This is a genomic window from Methanoculleus chikugoensis (assembly GCF_019669965.1).
GTDB classification, from domain to species: domain Archaea; phylum Halobacteriota; class Methanomicrobia; order Methanomicrobiales; family Methanoculleaceae; genus Methanoculleus; species Methanoculleus chikugoensis.
On record NZ_AP019781.1, the window covers coordinates 34,413 to 50,867 of the forward strand.

The 16,455-nt window shown below is 62.5% G+C and carries 13 protein-coding genes; 11 read left to right on the top strand and 2 right to left on the bottom strand.

The window, feature by feature from the left end:
* The first annotated feature begins 18 nt into the window (after positions 1-18).
* The 8 genes from MchiMG62_RS00175 (at position 19) to MchiMG62_RS00210 (ending at position 10,182) form a co-directional block, all read left to right on the top strand.
* Entirely contained in the window at positions 19-684 is a 666-nt protein-coding gene (locus MchiMG62_RS00175; RefSeq protein WP_221057374.1) for a CehA/McbA family metallohydrolase, read from the top strand.
* A complete protein-coding gene (truA, locus tag MchiMG62_RS00180) occupies positions 681-1,493 on the top strand; it encodes a tRNA pseudouridine(38-40) synthase TruA (RefSeq protein ID WP_221057375.1) in 813 nt (270 codons plus the stop codon). The genes MchiMG62_RS00175 and truA overlap by 4 nt, the downstream gene beginning before the upstream one ends.
* Positions 1,494-1,911: 418 nt before the next feature.
* A complete protein-coding gene (locus tag MchiMG62_RS00185; protein WP_244987730.1) occupies positions 1,912-3,066 on the top strand; it encodes a glycosyltransferase family 2 protein in 1,155 nt (384 codons plus the stop codon).
* A gap of 37 nt (positions 3,067-3,103) precedes the next feature.
* Positions 3,104-4,183 carry a non-hydrolyzing UDP-N-acetylglucosamine 2-epimerase gene (gene wecB, locus MchiMG62_RS00190; RefSeq protein WP_221057376.1) on the top strand — a complete coding sequence of 360 codons (1,080 nt, stop codon included), beginning with the start codon at positions 3,104-3,106 and terminating at the stop codon, positions 4,181-4,183.
* A 19-nt stretch (positions 4,184-4,202) separates the two neighbouring features.
* A complete protein-coding gene (locus MchiMG62_RS00195; RefSeq protein WP_221057377.1) occupies positions 4,203-5,576 on the top strand; it encodes a nucleotide sugar dehydrogenase in 1,374 nt (457 codons plus the stop codon).
* Positions 5,577-5,654: 78 nt separating this feature from the next.
* The gene (locus MchiMG62_RS00200; RefSeq protein WP_221057378.1) at positions 5,655-6,863 is read left to right on the top strand and encodes a glycosyltransferase family 4 protein; all 1,209 of its coding nucleotides are present in this window, start codon (positions 5,655-5,657) and stop codon (positions 6,861-6,863) included.
* On the top strand, positions 6,848-8,038 hold the full coding sequence (locus MchiMG62_RS00205) for a prenyltransferase/squalene oxidase repeat-containing protein (protein WP_221057379.1): 1,191 nt from the start codon (positions 6,848-6,850) through the stop codon (positions 8,036-8,038). The genes MchiMG62_RS00200 and MchiMG62_RS00205 overlap by 16 nt, the downstream gene beginning before the upstream one ends.
* On the top strand, positions 8,035-10,182 hold the full coding sequence (locus MchiMG62_RS00210; protein ID WP_221057380.1) for a bi-domain-containing oxidoreductase: 2,148 nt from the start codon (positions 8,035-8,037) through the stop codon (positions 10,180-10,182). The genes MchiMG62_RS00205 and MchiMG62_RS00210 overlap by 4 nt, the downstream gene beginning before the upstream one ends.
* A gap of 482 nt (positions 10,183-10,664) precedes the next feature.
* Here MchiMG62_RS00210 and MchiMG62_RS00215 read toward each other — a convergent pair whose 3' ends face one another.
* Positions 10,665-11,873 carry an archaeosine biosynthesis radical SAM protein RaSEA gene (locus MchiMG62_RS00215; protein WP_221058543.1) on the bottom strand — a complete coding sequence of 403 codons (1,209 nt, stop codon included), beginning with the start codon at positions 11,871-11,873 and terminating at the stop codon, positions 10,665-10,667.
* A 306-nt stretch (positions 11,874-12,179) separates the two neighbouring features.
* On the opposite strand from MchiMG62_RS00215, the gene MchiMG62_RS13275 reads away from it, so the two are divergent.
* Genes MchiMG62_RS13275 through MchiMG62_RS00225 form a run of 3 tightly spaced genes read left to right on the top strand, consistent with a single transcriptional unit; the run spans position 12,180 to position 15,161 of the window.
* The gene (locus MchiMG62_RS13275) at positions 12,180-12,311 is read left to right on the top strand and encodes a hypothetical protein (RefSeq protein ID WP_280636162.1); all 132 of its coding nucleotides are present in this window, start codon (positions 12,180-12,182) and stop codon (positions 12,309-12,311) included.
* A 17-nt stretch (positions 12,312-12,328) separates the two neighbouring features.
* Positions 12,329-13,756 (top strand): phenylacetate--CoA ligase family protein, encoded by a 1,428-nt coding sequence (locus MchiMG62_RS00220; RefSeq protein ID WP_221057381.1) that lies wholly within the window; start codon positions 12,329-12,331, stop codon positions 13,754-13,756.
* 40 nt (positions 13,757-13,796) lie between these two features.
* Positions 13,797-15,161, top strand: a complete 1,365-nt coding sequence (locus tag MchiMG62_RS00225) for a phenylacetate--CoA ligase family protein (protein WP_425331893.1) — start codon at positions 13,797-13,799, stop codon at positions 15,159-15,161.
* 4 nt (positions 15,162-15,165) lie between these two features.
* Here the strand turns inward: MchiMG62_RS00225 and MchiMG62_RS00230 are convergent, their stop codons facing one another.
* Positions 15,166-16,197: a GNAT family N-acetyltransferase gene (locus MchiMG62_RS00230; RefSeq protein WP_221057383.1), complete on the bottom strand. Its 1,032-nt coding sequence runs from the start codon at positions 16,195-16,197 to the stop codon at positions 15,166-15,168.
* Positions 16,198-16,455: the final 258 nt, after the last annotated feature.

The window sequence follows — 16,455 nt, forward strand, 5'->3', positions numbered from 1 at the left end:
GACAAATAATCTGATCTCATGCTACGGTGCGATCTGCATGTCCACACCAGGTTCTCCAAGGACGGAGAGAGCAGTGTGGAGGAAATTCTCCGGCGAGCGGAGGCGGTCGGCCTCGACGCCATCGCGATCACCGATCACGATACGGTGGAGGGTGCCCTCTACGCCCTCGAGTGCGACACCCCCGTGACCGTGATCCCGGGCACCGAGGTCTCGACAAAGCAGGGCCATCTCCTCGCACTCGGCGTCACGGAACCCCTCCCGGACGGGCTCGACTTCTTCGAGACCGTTACCATCGCGCGTGTCCGGGGCGCTCTCCTGATCCTCCCGCACCCCTACCACCGCTGGCGCCACGGCGTCGGGAGGAGGCTCGCGGCCGGTATCGGCGCGGTGGACGCGGTGGAGGTCTTCAACAGCCGCTACATCACCGGATCGGCGAATCGCAAAGCCGCAGTCATAGCAAAGAGGTTCAGGAAACCCGGCGTTGCCGGGAGCGACGCCCACAACGCCCGTTACGTCGGGTTCGGGGTCACTTACGTCACGGCCGAGCCCGATGCGGCCTCCATCCTCTCCGCGATCCGGGAAGGCCGGACGATGGCGGGCGGAAGGATGACCCCGCTCCACACCTACACCCGCCAGTCCCTCAAGGGCGCTCTCCGGAGAATCCGGCGGACGGTACACCGATGAACCTGGCGTTCCGCTTCTCGTACTTCGGCGACCGGTTCTTCGGTTCGCAGATGCAGCCCGACCTCCGCACCGTGGAAGGCGAGTTCATCGCGGCCTGCAGGCATCTTGGGCTCTTCGAAGACTGGAGAGAGGCGGGATTTGCCACCGCCGGCCGCACCGACCGCGGGGTGCACGCCCGGTGCCAGGTCTGTTCATTCCGGACGGATAAGCCGGAATTGGCTATCGAAGCGCTGAACCGGGTGCTCCCCCCGGACATCTGGTGTACAGGATGGACCGAGGCCCCCGACGGGTTCCACCCCCGGTACAGCGCCGTATCGAGGACATACCGCTACTACTTCTCTGCCCCCGGCGACGTCCCCGCCATGCACGAAGCGGCGCAGGAGTTTCTCGGACGGCACGACTTCTCGGCGTTCGCCCGTGCCGGAGACCGGAACCCCGAGCGGAGGATCCTTGCATCGCGGGTCTTTAGAGACGGGCGGTTCGCCGTATTCGAGGTGACGGGCGAGAGTTTCCTCTGGAACATGGTCAGGTGCATGGCAACAATGCTTGGAGAGGTGGGAAGGGGCGAGGCCGAAGCCGGGGATGTCGCAGGGCTTCTTGCCGGACCGGCGGAGGGAAGAGTCGCTGCGGCACCCCCCGAGGGGCTGATCCTCTGGGATATCGATCACGGGATCTCCTTTACGCCTCTTCCGATCGACCCAAAGAGCAGCCGGCATCTGTCCGACCGCCACCGCTACCACGTCCTCATGGCGGAGGTCTCCGCACACCTCGCACCGGATATCCGGCAGCCTGACACATCCGGGATATAATACTTCCCAATGAAGCACAATGCTTCAGAGGGGATCGGGAAACCGACCCACCTTATTATCGCTGTTTTGAATGGATCAGGCCACAGGCGATGGATCTTCCGGAAGCGGTGCGGCAGGGGAAAAGAACCCCTCCGCCCATCATCTAGGATTGCTTCACTTAACCCTTCCGAAACGCGGCATACGATAAGACCGGAGATCGCCGGAATCACGCCGTAGGTGTTCCCTGCCCGCTCCCGGCGGAAGGCGGCGACCATTCTCGCCCGGGCCGAAACGTTTAACCAGTCGGGTACGATTTAAGGGCACGCAGGTAAATGTAATTACATTTATTTTATGCATAAGTTTAGCATTTTTGGTTAATAATAACCTATTAATATATGCCAGAACAGTCCCGTTTCAGTACGTCAAGAGGGGAAAGTGGATGTACGACAAGGATCCGGTTCGGGCGAGGCCACCCGCTCACCTCGAGGGGTGGTTCGCCGAAGAAACAACTGTGCCGTTGCCGCAGTACCTAGATGCAGAGAGAGACAGATGGATCGACCGCCATATCCCCCGGAGCATCGGGCAGGAGAGCGTGATAGACGTCCCGGCCCTCCGCTGTGAGGTCCAGGAGCAGGTCAACCCCCTGAGGACGCCCGCGGTTCCGGGGAACCGGCGGGTGGTGAGCGAAACCACCGAAGGTTCCGCCCTTGTGTCCCGGCGGGCGAGCAGGATGCGGACGCTTGCGGCGGTCCCCTGCTTCGACGAAGAGGTCGCGATCGGCTCCGTCGTCCTGCGGGCCCGGCAGCACGTCGACGAAGTCCTGGTGATAGACGACGGGTGCACGGACAACACCGCGAAGGTTGCCCGGGATGCAGGGGCGACCGTCATCTCTCACGGGACCCAGAAGGGGAAAGGACAGGGGATCAAGAGCGCTCTTAAGTATGCGGTCGATCACGACTACGACTGCCTGGTCTTCATGGACGGGGACGGCCAGCACGACCCCGGGGAGATACCTCTCCTGGTCGAGCAGATCCGCGCCGATGCCGCCGATCTCGTCATCGGATTTCGGACCTTCGCCCAGATGCCGCTTTACCGGCGGTTCGGCCGGGCGGTGCTTGATGTCGTCTCCAGCAACGGAAGTGCGATAACCGACTCGCAGTGCGGCTTTCGGGCGCTGAACAGAAAGAGCATGGAATCGATGATCGGAACGCTTCGGATGGACGATTTTTCGACCGAATCGGAGATGCTCAGGATCGCCCAGGAGAGGCGCTTGCGTATCGGAGAGACGCCGATAAACTGCAGATACGGCGATTTCGATACATCCACAAAGAACCCCCTTTCTCATGGAGTGGAGGTGCTCGGATCGATATTCTGGCTTGCCGTGGAGAGAAAGCCACTTCTCCACATCGGCCTGCCCGGGATTGTCGCGATGTTTGCCGGGATTTTCTTCTTCCTTCAGTTCCTCCGGGGATTCAGCGAGACCGGCCTCGTCCCGATCGAACAGGGCATGCTTGCATCGCTCTTCCTGATCCCGGGAACCGTCGCACTCATGCTTGGCCTGGCGCTTGCCCTCGCTGCAAGGATGCGGAAGTGAGCAGGGTGAACGATACGATGCAGAGGAGACGTGAAGAATGATTGGAGTGGTACTCGGCACGCGGCCGGAGATCATCAAGATGTCCCCCATCATCAGGGAGTGCGAACGCAGGGGTATCGACTATTTCATCCTCCATACCGGGCAGCACTACTCCTACGAGATGGACCGGCTCTTTTTTGAGGAACTCGAACTCCCCGACCCGGACTACAGCCTCGACGTGGGTTCCGGCACCCATGCCGGCCAGACGGCAAAGATCATGACCGGCGTCGAGGACGTCCTCGTAAAGGAGGCTCCCGACGTCGTCCTGGTGCAGGGGGACACGAACACCGTCATGGCCGGGGCTCTCGCGGCGTCGAAACTGCATATGCGGGTGGGGCATGTCGAAGCGGGGCTCCGGAGTTTCAACCGCTGGATGCCGGAAGAGATCAACCGGGTGCTCACCGACCATATCTCAGATTACCTCTTCGCCCCGACGGAGAGCGCGAGAGACAATCTCCTCCATGAGGGGATCGCCGAGCAAAAGATCTGCGTGACCGGCAACACCGTCGTCGATGCGGTATACCAGAACCTCGGCATAGCGCAGAAGAAGAGCAACGTGTTGAAAGAACTCGACCTCGAACCCCGTGAATACTTCCTCGTCACCGCCCATCGGCAGGAGAACGTGGACAACCGGACCCGGCTCAAAGAGATCTTAAAAGGGCTAGAAGGGGTGCAGAGGGAGTTCTCCCTCCCGGTCGTCTTCCCCGTCCACCCACGGACCGAGAAGCGGATCAAGGAACTGGGTATCGGCGTCGACGGGCTGAACCTCACCAAACCCTTCGGGTTCCTGGAGTTCCTGCAGCTGGAGTCGCAAGCAAAACTCGTGCTGACCGACTCCGGCGGCGTCCAGGAAGAGACCTGTGTTCTCGGCGTTCCCTGCGCCACGATGCGGTACGACACGGAGCGGCCCGAGACGCTGGACGTCGGATCGAACGTCCTGGTCGGTGCCGACTCAAAAAAGATACTCGAAGCGGTTCGTTCCATAGAATCCTGGAAATGCGGGTGGAAGAACCCCTACGGCGATGGTATCGCCGGAAAAATGATTGTCATGGTCTGTGCAGCCGCACGGTCCCGATGACTGCCCGAGGAGAATGCACATGAAGATCTGCGTACTGGGATTAGGATACATAGGATTGCCGACTGCACTGTTGTTTGCGGCTCACGGGGCGGATGTTGTAGGCGTCGACGTGAAGCAGAGCGTGGTGGATTGCCTGAACCGCGGGAGCCTGCCGTTCACGGAGCCGGGGCTTGACGACCTTTATGGCGAGGCTAAAAGCCGGTTCCTCGTCAGAACCGGACCGGAGGCCGCGGACGTCTTCCTGATTGCCGTGCCGACACCCCTGGATCCGGCAACGAAAGTCTCCAACCTCGCCTACGTCAAGAGCGCCGCCGACATGATCGCCCCCCATCTTCGCAGAGGGAACCTGGTCGTCCTTGAATCGACCGTCCCTCCCGGCACCAGCGAACGGGTCATCATCCCGAGACTCGAGAAGAGCGGCGTTGCCGTCGGGGACTTCCTCTACGCCCACTGCCCTGAGCGGGCGATACCCGGGCGAACCCTCTCCGAGATGACGGGCAACAACCGCATCATCGGCGGCTACGACCGGGACTCCACCGACCGGGCGACCGCGATCTACCGGACATTCGTCCGCGGGCAGATCTACCAGACCGATGCGAGGACGGCGGAGTTCGTCAAGTTAATGGAGAACACCTGCCGCGACGTGAACATCGCGCTCGCAAACGAGTTCGCCCAGCTCGCGGAAGAGTGCAGGATCAACGTCTGGGAGGCCATCACCCTCGCAAACAAGCACCCCCGGGTCACCGTCCTCAACCCCGGCCCGGGTGTCGGAGGGCACTGCATCGCCGTCGACCCCTGGTTCCTGACCGAGAACTCGACTCGGTGCAGGATGGTCTCGACCGCACGGGAGATCAACGACTCCATGCCGAACTACGTGCTGCATATCGCACGCGGCCTGCTCGCCGGCATCCGGGATCCGACGATCAGCATCCTCGGCGTCGCCTACAAGGGCAACGTCGGCGATACCAGGGAGAGCCCGGCGTTCAAGTTCCTCCAGCTCGCCGAGAACGAAGGATATGCCGTCCGGTGCCACGACCCGTATGCGGCGGAGTTCGCGCATCCTCTCATGGACCTCCCAAAAGCGACCGCAGGGAGCGACTGTATCGTCATTCTCACCGATCACGACTGCTTCCGGAGACTCGATCCGGCAACGCTCCAGGTGAGGACGAAACTCGTCATAGATGCCCGGAACATCCTCGACCACGAGAAGTGGTCCGACCAGGGCTTTGCCGTCCGCGTGCTGGGCGACGGTTCATCGGTGCAGCAGACGGTTCCGGGTGAGATCGCGGCCCCGGCAGGGCTGTACCCTGCAAGCGTTGCGCGGCCGATTGCACCGCCATCGCCGCCGTCCATATCCCTGCTCTCTCCGAACGGGCGGGAGGGCTTCCTTTAGTCCTCCCGGATACGGTCTCAAAGGGCAGGATTCGCCGCCATCCTCCCACGACCACATTCAGATACTACGAGGAGTTGCATGAAACAGGTATGCATCGTATCGCAACACTTTCCGCCGGAGAAATCGGGAAACGCGTCACGGATCTACGACACCGCCGCGCACCTTGCAAAACTGGGTATCGGCGTGACCGTGCTTGCGCCGCACCCCACGTTCCCCACCGGCTCGTTCCCCCGTACATGGAAGCGCTCTGACGTGCAGGAAGTCGACGGGATCCGGGTCGTCCGCCTCTGGACCTGGCAGCCGGGCTCCGGGGATCCGGGGTTTGCAAGCAGGATGGCCTACTATCTCTCCTTTCCCGTCCACGCCGCACTCTGGCTCCTCTTCACCCGGATCCGGTTCGACGCAATCATGACGTCGGCGCCGCCGCTCTTCACCGGGATCCCGGGGTACGTCCTGAAACGGACGTCACGGGTGAAGTGGATCCTCGATATCCGCGATCTCTGGATCGATGCGTCGATAGGCCTCGGGTTCCTCAGGGAAGGAAGCCTCTACGAGAGGCTGAGCCGGAGGTTCGAACAGGCGTGTCTTGACCAGGCGGATCTCGTCGGGGTCACGACGGAGGAACTCGGGCGGAGGATCTCGTTGCGCTACCGGGTTACGGCCCCCATGGAACTGCTGCCGAACGGCGTCAATACCGAGTTCTTCCGCCCCACGGACGGCGGAAAGAAGCGGCAGATCATCTACGCCGGCAACGTCGGGCACGCCCAGGATCTCGACAAGGTGGCTCTCGCCGTCAAGTCGATGAACGGCACCTACAACCTGAAGTTCGTCATCGTCGGGGACGGCGACACGCGGAAGAGCCTCGAAGGGCTGGTGAAGGCGGAGAGCCTGACCGACTCCGTCATCTTCACGGGCATCCTTCCGCGCGAGGAGATCCCGCGGCTGCTCTCCGAATCGCTTGTGGGGGTGGCGCCCTTAAAGAGGCTCGTGAACCTCGAATACGCGGCGCCCACCAAGGCCTACGAGTACATGGCCTGCGGGATACCCTTCGTCGGCTGCGGAAACGGCGAGATCGCCCATCTCGCGAAGGAGTCGGGTGCGGGGGTCATCGCCGAGAACACGCCGGAGGCGATCGCCGCGACGCTCTCGAAGCTCCTCGACGACCCCGAGAAGATGGAGGAGATGGGACGCCGGGGCCGGGAGTACGTCGCAAAGCACTACGACCGGCGATCGGTCGCCCTGAAACTGAAGCACTATATCGAGAGGATGGCATGGACGGGCGTGTGAGAGCGCTTCTCTCCCGGGTTACCGGGGAGGTCCGGGACCTCGCCGTCGTCGACGGCGAGACTGCGTACATCCGCGACCCGGTCTTTCCGGTCATCCGGAACCGCGTGAACGCCGAAGTCGCAAAAACGATGCTCCGTCTGGGGGGCGACCCGCTCGTGGGCCCGATCCTGAACTACGCCGCGGGGTGCCAGAACCCAGACGGGTCCTGGAACGAGGTTCACGTCAACTACAACGAGCCTTCGGCCCTGATCACGGCATTCATCGGCGACGCGTTCCTGGAGGCGGCGGATCGATATCCGCACGAAGAAGAACTCCGAAAAGCCCGGGACTACGTCCTCGCCGCCGAGAGGAGCCCGGGATGTTTCCTGAAGTCCCGGGGCTACACCGCCGACCACCTGAACGTCGACGCCTCCTGCGGGGCGTTCCTTGCCTGGTATGCGGAGCGCTACGACGATGAGGAAGCCCGTGCGGCCGCGCTGCGGGCGGCGGAGAACGTCGTCCGCCACCAGCGCCCCGACGGCGTCTACCCCTACGCGGTCGATAAGGGGACCTATCCTTTCGTCTTCGACCTCCCCTGCGTGCACTACCAGGGGGTGACGACCTACTACCTCGCAAAGGCAAACGACGTCCTGCGCGACGAGCGTATCGACGAGAGCATCGCAGGAGGCGTGCGGTGGCTCGCGGCCGCCCAACGCCCCGACGGGCGGTTCGATTGGTCGAAGAGCGGCCTCTCCTTCGCCTACCACCTCTCCGGGGCGTATGCATTCGCCCTGGCCTCGTTCGTCTACGCCTCGCGGACGGACGGGCGGTACCGGGAGCACGCCGACCGCTGCCTCGAACGGCTCGAGCGGGACGTACCGGGGCTCGCCCCCCGGTGGGAGCCCGGCTCCTGGCCTGGTCTCGTCCCGTCCTTCGCCACGGCGGCGAAGGCGGCGTCGCTCGGGGACTACCCGCTGCGGCACCGGGCGTTCCGGTTCGGCTACGGCGTGTACCGCGAGATCGCCCGGCGGCGGTACGGCAGAACCGCGGAGACGCGGTCGTTCGAGGCTCTCTGCCGACTGCTCCGGATCCGGTCGTCGACCGTGGAACCGTCGAATAACTTCCCCGATCTCTTCATGACCTCGGAGGTGCTCGACTGTCTCAGCCAGTCGGGAGTATGGGAGAACCACGCATGAAACAGGTATTGCTCGACCTGCATTCAGGGTCCATCCAGGTGGAGAACGTTCCCGTTCCCGCCGTCACGAGGGGGGTCGTCGTCGAGAACGCCTACTCCCTCATCAGCGCCGGCACCGAGTCGTCGCTGATCAATCTCGCACAGCAGTCGCTCGTCGGCAAGGCGAAGGCACGCCCCGACGACGTCAAGAAAGTCCTCCAGAAGATCGGGACGGACGGCCTCCTCCCGGCCTACCGGCAGGCGATGAGCCGTCTCTCCAAACCCGAACCGCTCGGCTACAGCTCTGCGGGCACGGTGGTGACGACGGCGTCCGACGAGTTCGAGGTCGGCGACCGCGTCGCCTGTGCCGGAGCCGGGTATGCGGTGCATGCCGAATACGTCTCGGTTCCAAAGAATCTCTGCGTCAGGATCCCCGACGGCGTCGGGTTCCGGGAGGCGGCGTTCACGACCGTGGGAGCGATCGCGATGCACGGTGCGAGAAACGCGAACGTCGCCGTGGGCGAGAACGTCGCGGTGATCGGGCTCGGGCTGATCGGGCTCCTCACCGTCCAGATCCTCAAAGCCGCGGGGTGCCGGGTGATCGGGATCGATATCGACCCCGAGAAACTCGCGCTCGCGGCGGATCTCGGCGCTGACGTCGTCTCGAACTACGACGGCCTCTTCGAGCGGGTGCGGGCGTTCTCGCCGTTCGGGGCGGACGCGGTCATCATCACCGCGGCCACTAAATCAAGCGCACCCATCGAGGCCGCCGGCCGCCTGGTCAGGGACAGGGGCAGGGTCGTGGTCGTCGGGAACGTCGGCATGAACGTGCCCCGGGACGTCTTCTACGAGAAAGAGGCGGAGGTCGTCGTCTCCCGGTCGTACGGTCCCGGCCGCTACGACAGGAACTACGAGGAGCGGGGGATCGACTACCCGATCTACGTCCGGTGGACGGAGAAGAGGAACATGGAGGCGTTCCTCGAACTGGTGCGGCAGAAGAAGATCGACCTCGACCGCCTGATCACCCACACCTTCCCGCTCGATGAGGCGCCGGGGGCCTATGACCTCATCAACACCGGAAAGGAACGGTTCATCGGGGTTCTCCTGCAGTACAGCCCGAACGGTTCGGGCGCCTCCGGCACCGTCGTCCGCTTCCCACAGCCCGGCGCACGGAAGCGCAAGGCTCCGGCCGCGGCCCGGACGCTCGGGTGCATCGGCGCCGGGGTCCACGCCCAGAGCGCCCTCTACCCGCACCTCTCCGCCCTCCCGGTGAACCTCGGGGGGCTTGCGACCGCGACGGGACTCTCGGCGCAGACGGTCGCGAAGAAGTACGGGTTCGCCTACTGCACCACCGACTACCGGAGGATCCTCGACGACCCCGATATCGACGCAGTGATGATCGCGACGAGAAACGACCTGCATGCGCCGATGGCAATCGAGGCGCTGCGCGCCGGAAAAGACGTCTTCGTGGAAAAACCGCTCGCGACCGATATCGACAGCCTCCGCCGGATCGTCGAGGCCAGAAACGAGTCCGGGCGGCGGCTGATGGTCGGGTTCAATCGCCGCCACTCCCCGCTTGCCGTGAAGATGAAGGAGTTCTTCAAAAACCGGGCAACCCCCGCCGTCCTGCACTACCGGGTCAACGCCGGGCAGATCCCGCCCGAACACTGGGTGCACGACGACGAGCAGGGCGGCGGGATGCTGATCTCGGAGTGCTGCCACTTCATCGACTTCATGCAGTACATCACCGGGGCACGGCCGGTCCAGGTCGTTGCCCGGGCGATCGAGCCGACCGGGACGCTCCGGAAGTACGACAACTTCCAGGCGACCCTGACGTTCGACGACGGGTCGCTCGGCACCGTCACCTACACGACGCTCGGGGATCGCTCCTACCCCAAAGAGACGGTCGAGGTCTTCGCCGGCAACGCTGTCGGGAGGATCACCGACTTCCGCGACCTCGAACTCCGGCGGGAGGGGAAGGCATCGCGGGAGAAGCGGTGGCTCACCCAGGAGAAGGGGTTTGCCGAGGAACTCCTGGCGTTCGTGAAGGGCGAGGAGCCGGACTTCGCCGGAAGCGTCGCGACGACGCTCGCGACGTTTGCGGCATGGGAGTCGATCGACACCGGGGCGACGCAGGAGATCGATCTCGGGCGGGTCGGGTTGTGATGCGGTTTAAGCGTTGAGAGCGGGTTTTTGCACCCCCACAGCGAGAGCAGTGCGCGGTGATAGCCAGTGGGAAGCCGAGTCCCGGGATCTAGTTGGGACTCCGTTCTTCTCCGGAGTATCCCCATGCAGTGGACCGTGGGAGTATCGCCATGGGGGAGGGGCTGACGGGGAGTGCGAGCGGAGCGAGCTTGAGCACCGATAGGTGCGAAGGGGGCGTGCCCCCTCCCCTGTCTCTACCGGATTCGAGGATACCACTAGCCCCCATCCCGCCCGGCCTTCGGCCTCCTCATTCGCACCTAACGGTGCTCGAACTCCTGCCGTTCCGGCAGTCGTTCCCCGCCCCGAGGGGCGGGGGCAGTGCGTGGCGATTGCCAGGGAAAGCCGTAGGCGGGAATTGTGAGGTTCTGAAAAGTGACGGGTGTTCCACCCAGAGCCTGCACTCCGGGGAGAAACCAGGCTCCCACCCGCCCCCGGCTCAACACTTACAGAGACGAAATCCGGGTATTCCGGATATACGCCAGCTGTTCGCGGATCCGCTCCGGGATCGTGCGGGGGTCTCCTGCCATAACAGCATCATGCCACTCCTCCCGGCACGAGCAGTCCAGACCGTCGAACTCCGCCATGTCGAAATGGGAGTTGTAGCGCTGGATGGCTTCGGTGATCCCGGCATCGCACTTCCCGCAGTTCCGGGCCCAGTCGAGCGACTCGACCGAGTAGTTCCAGGGGCTGACGTAGACGTGGGCACGGTCCCCGAACCGTTCCCGGCACTGCTGCAGGAGTTCGACGAGCGTCCAGAGCCACGGCGGGCGGTAGAGGTCGTTCTTCCAGAGTTCGTGCACGACGGTGTTCTTCTCGACCGTCGTCACCTCGAGGTCGACGTAGTCGATCCCGCGGGAGATGCAGTAGGAGATGGTCTGCAGGATGTCGTCTATCGCTTCTCCTTCAGTGAGGAACGGCGGTTTTACCAGGAGGAGCGGTTTCGTCAGCACGCCCATTCCCCGCATCCTTGAATGGAAGAGATCGAAGTTGTTCGCCGAAAACCCCTTGTTGATGCAGAGGTTCATCACCTGGGCGTTTGCAGACTCGAACCCGAACGCCACCTCGAGCTGCCGCCCGTTTAAGGCTTTCTTCATCTTTGCCACGTGCTCGTCGGGGGAATAATCGATCCTCGACTCGACGACCACCTTCTTGATGGTTCGATAGTCGTCGATGTACGAGCAGATCTTCTCGATGGCGGCAACCGGCATCTCTCGCTCGTTAAAGATGTTACCGTCGTTGTATATCGAGACGATCGGGTAATCACCGAGATCGACGGCGTCCATCACGTGCTCGAACTGCGCAATGTATTCGTCAGCCGATACCTCTCTGCCCCGGGAAGTTGCACAGTAAAAACCGCACATGGTACACCCTCCCGTCTTCTCGACCCACTCGCACCCCGTGGACCGGAGGAAGATGATCAGCCGCCTGATGGGTTGATCGTCGAGATGTCCAATCCGCTCCTCCCACCCGATAGGAATCGTAAAATCGAGGTCTTGCGGAACCTTTCCATTCTGTTTGCGCAGCCCGCCGGCCAGTGCCCGGATCTCGTTTAGAATATCATTCTCCGATGAATGACCCGTGAAGGCCTCTGCGCTGCTACTGCTATCAGGTACGGCCCTATCTAGAATAATTATCCCCCCTGTTCCGGGTATGCGCCTTCGGCATGAAGGTGCACGGCCCCGGTGACTGTCGCCTTATCTTACCAAGACATACCCCTGATAGGCTTTCGCATATTTATAGTTTATCCAATCAGCCAGATTACCGGGTCATGTTTCCGAAAAGGTATTCTCTGACAGGAAATCCTGGAAATCAGGCGGTCCGTTGAGAAGAACCGGATCAGGACGCCCGCTGTATGTCATCCGGAGAGCGATCCGTTCGTCCATAGAACCCTGATCCCGAATGGGAGAGATGACAGCATGCCAATTTTTATATACGTTGTTTGGGGGTATACTGTCCCGATGCACTGGTGGAGAGCCGTCCGGGAGATCCTCCGGGAAACGACCGGAAAGAGCCCGGTGGAGACCGGAAGAGCGGGGCGAAGAGGCGGGATGACCGTGCGTCCTCAATGCACACGGCACAAGAACGCATGAGAAGGGGGACAAAGGGCATGATTCGTCTGGGAGAGAGGATCTGCGGCAGAGAATCGTTCACTGCAAAAGCTCTCGGGCTTCTCCCGGCCTATAACGTCTATCGAAAGACCTACGCTTTCCTCCGGGAGTCCCAGGGGTGGAGCCGGGAAGAGCTCGCGGCCTACCAGGCCCGGGCGCTCTCGCGGCTGCTCGACCACGCCTACAGGAATGTCCCCTACTACCGGAGGGTCTTTCAGGAGCGCGGCCTTGTCCCGGAAGACATCCGGACTCCCGACGACCTGGCGCTCCTCCCGATCCTGACCCGGGAGGATCTCCAGGCCAACCTCCCGGACCTGAAGGCCCGGAACTACCCCGAGTCCGCCTTCGAGTACGTCACCACCGGCGGCTCCACTGGGATCCCGGTCGGGTTCTACTACGAGAAAGGGGTCTCCCGCGCCCGGGAGTGGGCGTTCATGAAGACCCAGTGGGACCGCGTCGGCTACCGATTCACCGACCGCTGCGTCGTCCTCCGGGGCTACATCATCGGGTCGGCAAAAAACGGTGTCTACTGGAAGAAGACCCTCGGCGGCCGGTGGCTGCTGATGTCTTCCCACCACATGACCGAGGAGACCCTGCCCGCCTACATCGACCGGATCCGGAGGTTCAAACCCCGCTTCATCCAGGGATACCCCTCCACGGCCGTGATACTCGCCCGGTATATGCGGGAGCACGGCATCGAGCCCATCTCGACCGTCAAGGCCGTCCTCTGCGGGTCGGAGAACCTCTACCCCTGGCAGCGCGACCTCCTCACCGAGGTCTTCGGGTGCCGGGTCTTCTCCTGGTACGGCAACTCCGAGCAGACGGTGCTCGCCGGCGAGTGCGAGGAGAGCACCCACTACCACATCTTCCCCGAATACGGGATCGTCGAACTGATCGGACGGGACGGACGGCCCGTCCGGGGCCCGGGGGCGATGGGCGAGGTGGTCACGACCAACCTCACCAACTTCGTCTGCCCCCTCATCCGCTACCGCACCATGGACCTTGCCACGGCGGCCGGAGGGGCCTGTTCCTGCGGCCGTGCCTACCCGATACTCGAGCGCGTGGAAGGAAGGGTTCAGGACTTCATTGTGACGGACAAAGGCGAACTCCTCTCCGGGATCGCCATGAACATCGATACCGATGCGTTCGACAACGTTAAACAATTTCAGTTCTACCAGGAGAAGGTCGGGGAAGTCATACTGAATATCGTGAGAAAACCGGCGTTCAGCAAGCAGGACGCGGAGTATCTCTACCGGGAGGTGAGCAGGAGTTGCGGCGACGACGTCCGTATCACCATCAGGTACGTCGACAACATACCGCTCACCGCCCGCGGCAAGTACCGTTACTTCGTTCAGGGCCTGCCGATACACTTCAGCGACCGCGAAGGGGGGATTGTCGAACATGTCTCCCACGACCTGCTCGCCTGACCAGGGAGGTATATATATGAAGGCCGGTCTTCATCGATGGGTGTCGCGTGCAAACCCGCTCACCGTCAAAGCACTCAGTCTGGTGCCGTCGTACCGTACCTACCGGCAGATGTATGCACTCCTCCGGCAGTCACAGTGGTGGAGCCGGGAGGAACTCGCGGCCTACCAGGCCCGGGCGCTCTCGCGGCTGCTCGACCACGCCTACGAGAATGTCCCCTACTATCGAAGGGTCTTTCAGGAGCGCGGCCTTGTCCCGGAGGACATCCGGACTCCCGACGACCTGGCGCTCCTCCCGTTCCTGACCAAGGAGATCGTCCAGGCCAACCTCCCGGACCTGAAGGCCCGGAACTACCCCGAGTCCGCCTTCGAGTACGTGCGCACATCCGGCTCAACCGGCACCCCCATGGGGTTCTACTACGAGAAAGGGGTCTCCCGCGCCCGGGAGTGGGCGTTCATGAAGACCCAGTGGGACCGCGTCGGCTACCGGTTCACCGACCGCTGCGTCGTCCTCCGGGGGCACGTCGTGGACGCGGCATCCAGCGGCACCTACTGGAGGCGTGCGCTCTTCGGCCGGTGGCTGATCATGTCCTCCCACCAGATGACCGAGGAGACCCTGCCGGACTACGTCGACCGGATCCGGAGGTTCATGCCCCGGTTCATCCACGTCTATCCCTCCACGGCCGTGATACTCGCCCGGTATATGCGGGAGCACGGCATTGAGCCCATCCCGACCGTCAAGGCCGTCCTCTGCGGGTCGGAGAACCTCTACCCCTGGCAGCGCGACCTCCTCACCGAGGTCTTCGGGTGCCGGGTCTTCTCCTGGTACGGCAACTCCGAGCAGACGGTGCTTGCCGGCGAGTGCGAGGAGAGCACCCGCTACCACATCTTCCCCGAATACGGGATCGTCGAACTGATCGGACGGGACGGACGGCCCGTCGAAGGGGCCGGCGCCATGGGCGAGGTGGTCGCGACCAACCTCACCAACTTCGCCTGCCCCCTCATCCGCTACCGCACCATGGACATCGCGGTCGCCACGGAAAAGCGGTGCTCCTGCGGGAGAGAGTATCCCCTGCTCGAGAAGGTCGAGGGGAGGCTCCAGGAGTTCATCGTAACCCGGAGCGGGCACCTGATCTCCGTCACCCCCATCAACTACGAATCCGAAGCGTTCGAGAATATACGGCAGTTCCAGATGTACCAGGAGGAGGCGGGGGAACTCATCATGAAGATCGTCAGAAAACCGGCTTACACCGAGAAGGACACCCGGCAGTTGACAGACGAACTCCGGTGCCAGCTCGGTGACGGGGTGAACGTCCACGTCCGTTTCGTCGATGAGATCCCCCGCACCGAGGGCGGGAAGTTCCGGTACCTCATCCAGAAACTTCCCATCTCGATCGGCGACCTCTGACCGTTCAGTCGATGTAGGGGACGAACCGGCGTTTCAGCCAGGGTTTATTGATGACGTTGCTGTATGCCCATTCCGCCAGGGTCCCGACCGCGTCCTTCCGAAGGACCTCCATATATATGCCGAGACTCGAACAGAACCTTGATTTGAAGAAGTTCAGGTCAGGTGTGTTCGCTCCGATATTCTCCAGGTACGAGTAGCCTTCGGCCTTTGCACGCTGGATCAGGAGCCACTGGAGATACTCGTTCCCGGCATGAACCCCCTCGATCCGCGGGGTTCCTATCCAGAGCAGGAACCGTTTGTACTCCTGGGTGGCGACGGCTCCCATGAGGGCACCTTCCCGGTCGTAGAGGTAATATGCCGCGAGATGGTCCGGATACGCCCGGAAGAGCTCCTCGAAGTAGCGCCTGCTGACCATCGCGATCTTCATCTCCGGCTGGCTGAACCGCTCGGTAAGCGACGTATACAGCGTTGAAATATCGGCGCTTCGCACGAGGTTCATACCGGCCTTTTCGGCCTTCCGGAGCTTGTTGCGAAGTTTGTAGTGAAAATCACTCCAGATCTTCTCGGTCGGTCGCGAGATGTCGACAACGTAGGTGTAGTGAACCTTCGGGTCGTATCCCCGCCAGAGAAACTGCCTGACATCGGTGAGGCCGGGAACGAGGGTCAGGGAGAAGTAATGCGGTGAGATGGCATCGATCTCCGCGGAGAGATCCCCCGCAACGAGATCCATGATCTCCTCCTTCTTGCCCAACTTCAGCGTATCAAACGACTTCCCCGGGACGAATCCCTGGTAGGGGACGACCGCCTGCATGGGCGGCGGCGAGAAGAGTATCTTCACCCCATGCGTGCTCTTTAAGTAGAGCGGAGCGAGGCAGACCAGTTCCTCCCCCTTGTAAATCCCGTAGGGGAGGAGCCGATAGCCCGCGTGCTGTGCGGTGATCGTTATGTAGTCCCACTTGTGGAAAAGCAACCCATACGTGCTTGCATCTACGAAAGAGTCCCACAATTCCCTATCTTTGATGAATTCGAGCACCATAGAGCCTGACTTCCGGCGATCGGTCATGCCAGACCGCGCCCGCTACAGGATACCTCAAAGGGCATATTTATATCTTCCCGGGACAGTGCCGGGAGCGGGGGCCCGAACGGTTTTTAACCGGCCGGGGGGCTCTGCTGCCCCGGGAGGGCACTCTCCGGTTCGGTCGATGCGGGGGACAAACCTCTTCTTGATCGGCGGCCTGTTGATCGGGTTCGGATCGTTCGCCCCGGTATGCTGCTCTGTGATCGTTAAGAAGTC